Origin of the sequence: Ruegeria marisrubri (assembly GCF_001507595.1) — a bacterium.
GTDB lineage: Bacteria > Pseudomonadota > Alphaproteobacteria > Rhodobacterales > Rhodobacteraceae > Ruegeria > Ruegeria marisrubri.
The window spans coordinates 358926-365478 of the sequence record NZ_LQBQ01000023.1 but is presented as its reverse complement, the minus strand read 5'-3'; the positions used below and the strand labels follow the sequence as shown (position 1 = coordinate 365478).

The 6553-nt window shown below is 59.7% G+C and carries 5 protein-coding genes; 4 read left to right on the top strand and 1 reads right to left on the bottom strand.

Annotated elements, in window-relative coordinates; all coding sequences use genetic code 11:
- The 4 genes from AVO45_RS12460 to AVO45_RS12445 all read left to right on the top strand — a co-directional run.
- Nucleotides 1–842: Ig-like domain-containing protein (locus tag AVO45_RS12460; RefSeq protein WP_205627886.1), on the top strand; the 842-nt coding region annotated here is incomplete at its 5' end.
- Between the two features lie 75 nt (nt 843–917).
- Nucleotides 918–2105, top strand: coding sequence for a glycosyltransferase family 4 protein (locus tag AVO45_RS12455; RefSeq protein ID WP_082688778.1), 1188 nt, complete (start codon nt 918–920; stop codon nt 2103–2105).
- Nucleotides 2102–3229 (top strand): glycosyltransferase, encoded by a 1128-nt coding sequence (locus AVO45_RS12450; protein WP_169796009.1) that lies wholly within the window; start codon nt 2102–2104, stop codon nt 3227–3229. Before AVO45_RS12455 ends, AVO45_RS12450 begins: the two co-directional genes overlap by 4 nt.
- Before the next feature lie 39 nt (nt 3230–3268).
- On the top strand, nt 3269–4435 hold the full coding sequence (locus AVO45_RS12445; RefSeq protein WP_068347375.1) for a polysaccharide biosynthesis/export family protein: 1167 nt from the start codon (nt 3269–3271) through the stop codon (nt 4433–4435).
- 169 nt (nt 4436–4604) lie between these two features.
- Here AVO45_RS12445 and AVO45_RS12440 read toward each other — a convergent pair whose 3' ends face one another.
- Nucleotides 4605–6053, bottom strand: a complete 1449-nt coding sequence (locus AVO45_RS12440) for an O-antigen ligase family protein (protein WP_068347373.1) — start codon at nt 6051–6053, stop codon at nt 4605–4607.
- Nucleotides 6054–6553: the final 500 nt, after the last annotated feature.

The window sequence follows — 6553 nt, the reverse complement described above, 5'->3', positions numbered from 1 at the left end:
AGCTTGTCGGCGGCGGAGGCGGAGGCGGCGACACGACGGCGCCGGTCGTTCAGTCGTCCTCGGCGCCCGATATCGGACCGGCCCAGGACGGAACGACGACCACCGACATCACCGTCACCTTCTCGGACAACGTCTCGCTCGACGTGTCCAGCATCGGCCTGAGCGACATCACGGTGACCGGGCCGGGCGGCGCGCTTTCGGTGACCGGCGTCAGCGTCGACACCAACAGCGACGGCACCCCGCGCACGGCGACCTACACCGTCGCGGCGCCGGGCGGGAGCTGGGATTCGGCCGATGACGGCGCCTATACCGTCGCGCTCGCGGCGGGCGAGGTGCTGGACACCAGCGGCAACCCGGTGGCCGCCGACCCGACGCTGGATGGCTTCACGGTCGATCTGTCCTCGCCCCCGCCGCCGCCACCATCAGATCCGTTCCGGGTCGAGGCGGAGACCTTCACCATCTTGAGCGGCTTTGTCGTGAAGAACAACGGCCAGGGCTCGGGCGACCAGTTCCTGCAGGCCGGCGACAGCGGCGAGCAGAGGGCGTCCTATACCTTCACGGCGGCCAGCGGCGTCTACGACCTCGGCCTCGGCCATTTCGACGAGTCCGACGGCCAATCGCAGATGAGCGTTCTGGTGAACGGCACCCAGATCGACAGCTTCGTCTGGAACCTCGATGCCGGCGGGCCGCTTGCCGACCAGACCTCCTTTGTCGAGCGCACCATCAGCGGCGTGGCGCTGTCCACCGGCGACGTCATCGAGATCGTCGGCACCAGTGACGGCGGCGAACCTCTGCGCACCGATTACATCGACTTCCAGTTTGTCGACGATTTGTTCGCCTAGATGGAGTAAAACTGGACGGGCGGCGCGTCGGTGCCGCTCGGCAGGCCTCAACGGCCCGAGAGGAGGCTGCGACTGATGCGAGACACTATCACTGCCGCTGACCGACACCCGGACCAGGGCGCAAGCGTGAAAGCGCTCCTCGTAACGCTTGGCGGGTTCTCGCATATCAACGCGCAGTTGCTGAAGGCCTTTGAAAGGGAATTCCCTGAGGTGGACTTCGAGACGTTCAGCGTGTCCGACGCGCTGCGTACCGATTATCCGACCTTGTTGCGTTGCCTGTCGGGTGTTGCGCGCGAATACGGAGTGTCGAGCTTTGGATCGCGCGAAATTCTTCGATACCGCCTGTTTCGAAGCCGCAGCTACTTCGAGGCCGTCAGTCGCATGTTGCAGCGGCGTTTCGGTGGCCGCCGGTTCGATTTCACCGTGCAGACACAATCGATCTTTTCCGCCGCGCTTCCTGGCTGTCCAAATTACGTCTACACCGACCATGTCGCCCGTGCCCGTCTTGCCGACGAAGACCAGGCTGGAACCGGGCATCCGTCGCAGGCCTGGCTGGAATGCGAACGCCAGATCTACGAGGACGCCGCGCATGTCTTTACCTTTGGGCCAAAGATCCGGAACTTTCTCGTTGATGAGTATCGCATCTCATCGGAAAAGGTTTCGGCCATCGGTGCAGGCGCATCCGTAAGACCTGAAACAGCCCCCAGCACATCCGTCGAACGCTACAAGCGCAGAAATATCCTGTTCGTCGGCGTCGATTGGGAACGCAAGGGCGGCCCTGAGTTGGTGGACGCGTTTCTCCAACTCAAGCGGCGCTTGCCGGATGTCACCCTGACCATCGTAGGATGTTCCCCTGACGTTGCGGCGGACGGCTGTGAGGTTCTCGGCAGGCTGCCGATCTCGGAGATCGAGGAATATTTCCAGCGCGCATCCTGTTTTTGCATGCCGTCTCGGGTGGAACCGTTCGGGATAGTCTTTCTGGAAGCGATGCAGTTCGGATTGCCGGTGGTCTCGACCACCGTAGGGGATATCGGAGCAATCGTTCTGGATGGCGAAACCGGCCGCCTGGTGCAGCCAAATAGCAGTGCCGACCTGGCCCAGGCCCTGTACGAAGTTCTCGCGGACGCGGGAACGTGCCGCGAAATGGGGCGTGCCGGGCTGGACCGGGGCCGGCAGTTCACCTGGGAGGCCGTTGCAAGGCGGATACTGGAACATGCCCCCGGGGTTACGGCCTCTTCCTCTGCCGAAGGGTTGCAGTGGTGAGTCTTCGGCTCTTGTATGTCATCGACAGCCTTCGTGTCGGCGGGGCCGAGACCCTTCTTCTTGATCTTCTCGATGCTGCACGACGACGTGGAGACGCGGCACGCGTCGCCTATTTCACACCGGGGCCGCTGGAGCCCGAAGTCGTCCGGCGCGGGGTCGAAGCGACGCGGCTCAGCCGGCACGGGCTGCGGGATCCGCTTGCTTTGTTTCGCGCGCTCAGACTGATGCGGGCCTGGGATCCGGACGTCGTCCATACCCACCTGACCAAGAGCGATCTCGTCGGCCAGCTGGCTGCGCGCCTTTCGAAACGCCGCCGTGTTTTGACCCTGCACAACACCGATCCGTGGCGAAAGAACGCCATTTTCTCGGGAATCTATCGCGAAATAACCCGTGGCGCGGATGCCTGTCTGGCGGTGACCAGCAATGTCGCAGACTATGTCGCCGAATACGGCGGCTGCGACCGCAGCGCCATCGAAGTGATCCAGAACGGCGTCGATCTGCACCGTTTCAACGCCGGTCACGTTCCGCCAATGGACCTGTCCGGCTATGGGATACCGGACGATGCGGTGGTGATTGCAAAGATAGGCCGGCTTTCGGAGCAGAAGGATCATGCAAACTTTCTGCTGGCCGCCTCGCAACTTGCAGAGCGCTACCCGCAGGCGCATTTCCTGATCGCAGGCGAAGGTGAGCTGTCGGCAGATATCAGGGAGTGCGCACGCGATCTCGGCCTGGGCGACGACAGGGTGACTTTCACCGGCAACCTGCGGGAAATGCCGGAACTGCTGGCCGCTGTCGACATTTTCACCCTTGCATCCAGGTGGGAAGGGCTGCCGATGGCGCTGCTGGAGGCGATGGCCATGTCCGTCCCCGTCGTTTCAACGGCGGTTGGCGGCATACCGGATTTGATAAATGACGGCGAGAATGGCATGCTGGTGCAGCCATCAGATCCTACGGCATTGGCAGAAGCGATCGGGCACTTGATCTCTGACCCGTCTGCCCGCCGCCGTCTCGGCAATGCCGGTCTGGAGACGGTGCGCACACGATATTCTTCGGCTGCCATGACAGACCGGCTGTGGTCGGTCTATTCGCGGCCTGCATCGGCAGTTCGAATTTCTGACGATTGATACATGTTAAGGTGAATTCTGTAGATTGGAGACGAGTAGATGCAAGCAATCGTAAAAAAGCTGTTTTGGGCGTTTGTCCTGTGCGTCGCCTGTGTGTCTCAAACTGCAGCGGAGAACTACAAAGTCGGACCCGGCGACAAGCTGAACGTTTCGATCCTCGGGCAAAACGAATTTTCACGCGTCACCGAAGTCAGGGGTGACGGTTCGTTTCAACTTCACAAGCTGGGAAAAGTGCAGGCCGCAGGGCACACTTTGGCCGAAATCGAGGACATCATCATCAAACGTGCGGACGAATTGTTCGACGGCTCGGTTTCGGTTGTCGTGGAAATGGCAGAGTACAGGCCGATTTTTGTCATGGGCAACGTGCAGACGCCGGGCTCCTATCCGTATGCGCGCGGGATGACGGTCATCCAGGCGATTGCGCTTGCCGGAGGATATGAAAGAGGCCGAGCCGAAACCACGAATGAACGCAACGTTCTGGACGTGCAGCAGCGCGCGCTGGAAGCCCGAATTCGCCTGGGGTTTGCCGAAAACCGGCTGAAAGCGATCACGGCCGAACTTGCCCGGCTGGAGGGCCGCGAAGCCCAAGGTGACGCGGCCGCGCCCGAAGATATCGATCCTGATCAGGTCGAACTTCTGACCAAGGACCGGGAAATTCTGAACGAATCGATCGAAGGGTTCACTCGCAGGGAAGCCTTGGCCAATGCCGAGGCCGAACTTTACGCGCAACGACGCGAACTCATTGCCCGCCAGCTGCAGGTCACCGAGGAACAGCTTGCGGATATCAACAGCCTGGTGGCGCAAGGTCTGTCCCGGCGCGACAGATTGGTCGAGCTGAAGGTCGAGGCGGACAACTTCCGTTCCGATGAATTGCAGACGACGGCTTATGCCGCCCGGGCAGAGCAGACCGCCGTGAACGCCCGCAACGAGAGCGATGTCGCGCTAGCCCGCTATCACCGTGACTTGCTTTCCGGGAAAATTGCAGCGGAAGAAAGAATTCAGTTGCTGCGGTCCCAGCTCAACGCTTCGATGGACTATTTGCGGCAGGTTTCACCGACCGCCGCGATGGCCGTGAACACGAAGGTCGAAACCGTTTTCGAAGTGTATCGCGCCGGCACGAAAGGGCAGCCGGAGCAGGTCGATTTGACCAGCGAAATTCAACCCGGCGACGTTCTGGTCGTCAAGTTCGAAGAAGTCACGAACTGACCCGCAGGATTGCGGCGGCCAGTTCCCGTTCAGGTGCATGGCGCCGGTCGGGTGTTTCGCCCTGTCATTCCGGCATTGGCTTCCTTCCTACCGGCTGAGCACGGAAAAACGCGGATCGAGACATGTCGCCTCCGTCGATTGCCAGGCAGCGGAGGCTGGTGACGATCTGCTAAGCTTCTGCGCTGGCATTTTCGCTACGATGCGGTGTCTCCGTGTTTTGCCGTTCGAAGTTCAACTGCGCGATTCGCCCGGCCTCGATGGCAAGGGCTATCAGGATCCAAAGAAAACGCGGATAGGCGTCATGCAGCAATGCCATTCCCGTCAAATACCCGGCAAGACCTGCCCCCAAGGCCAGATAAAGATTTTCCAGACGTTTGTTGCGATGCGTCTTCGCCTGTTGGTACGCCCCAAGCAAACCGACAGCTGCACACCAAATGATGAAGAGGAAATACAGCAGTCCCAGTATGCCCTGTTCCGCCAGAACCTCCAGATACAGGCTGTGCGTGGACCGGCCTTCGCCACGGAACATCAGTCCCATTTCCAGGGCCAAATCCTGAAAAAGGATGTTGAAATTCCCACCCCCAACCCCCAGCCAGGGATTGGAAAAGAAGATCTCGACCGCTACGGCCCAACTGACGAGTCGACCCTCTGTGCTGAGATCGACCCGCTGTTCCTGCACCAAGTCGACGATCGTCGAGAGCCTGTCGAAAACCTCCGGCCCCAACAAGGTCGCTGCCACGACGGCAAGTCCGGCGAGCGCCACTATCGCGGCAAGTTTCTGGCTCGCGTTCAATCGAAGAAACAAGATGCCGAATGCCACGCTCAAAGCGACAATTCCTCCTCGTGACTGCGTGGCCAGAAAGCCGAACAGCAACAGGGCGAGCGCTATGGACCAGAAGATGAGCTTGAGTGGATTGCGCGTCTGCAGCAACTGGAAAAGTGCCGCCGGTATGCAGAACACCAGGACGACGGCGAAGAAGTTTGCATCATCGATCGGCCCTTCGAACCGGCCGTGGAAGCGCCCGAAATGTGCGAAAATCTCCAGATTCGATGGCAACGAATAACCAATCACCTGCACTAACCCCAATGCACAGATCACAGCGGCGGTCAAAACCGCCGAAAGCACGACCGTTTTAACGCCGTTTCGATAATTCATGAACGCAAGGGCGAGCATGGCAATGATCGCATCCTTGCCGAAGCCCGAAGCGACGTCGAGAGTGACGCGCCAATCTACAGCGTAGGTCGCGCCGAACAACTTGAGCGCGAGAAAGCCCACCATCAGCCACAGCGCGAGCCAGCCGACATAGGGCCGATCCCCCCAGAGCAAGTAGCGTGCACCAAGCAAGGCGATCAATCCCGGCGCCGCGAGCTTGGCCACGGACGGTCCGGGAAAACCAATTTCTATCAAGTTGTTAGATAGGTTCGACACGATCATCACGACCAGTATCGACAGGCCGATCAATGGCTTAAGCAGCGTCAACACGCAAACGCCCCAAAAGACGACCAGAGCGGCCAGCTTAACCGGCGAGGAATCCCCGATTACCAACGCGACCCAAAAAACGATGAGACCGACCCCGACGATCGTCGCAAGTTCCTTGCGTTGCCCTGTCATGATCATTGCGGCAACTCCTTGAAAAACAGCGAAACATGCCGCGTCAGGATCGACCCGCGATATTGCTGGGAAACGCAATGAACTACATGGGACATAGGAACTCGAAAACCGATCACCGCACCCTCCCCGCAGCGGACTCGTCGCGTTCCCGGGCGTCTCGTTGGGCCAGCGGCCTGGCCAGAGATCCAAAAGACGTGATGCTTGACGCCCCTCAAGGGAATAACCCGGTCCGTCAGGAAATTACTCAAAGCCAATAGTTACCAAGGAAGTCTAGGTCTCTGGCCGAAAAATAGCAAAGTTTCATTCCGCGAACCAAAATATCGCGTTTTGTTGTGAGAACGAGGCTCAAGTGATAGGCTGGATCGGAGTATTTGTGCGTTTGTTGTGTTGGGAGTTGGGAATTGTACGGGCAGATAAGATTTTCGAAAGGCTTCATAAGGATCGCCGCAACCGTCGCAATCTGCGTCTTCCCTGTTCTTGCATACTACGTGCTCCAAAAGGCTCCG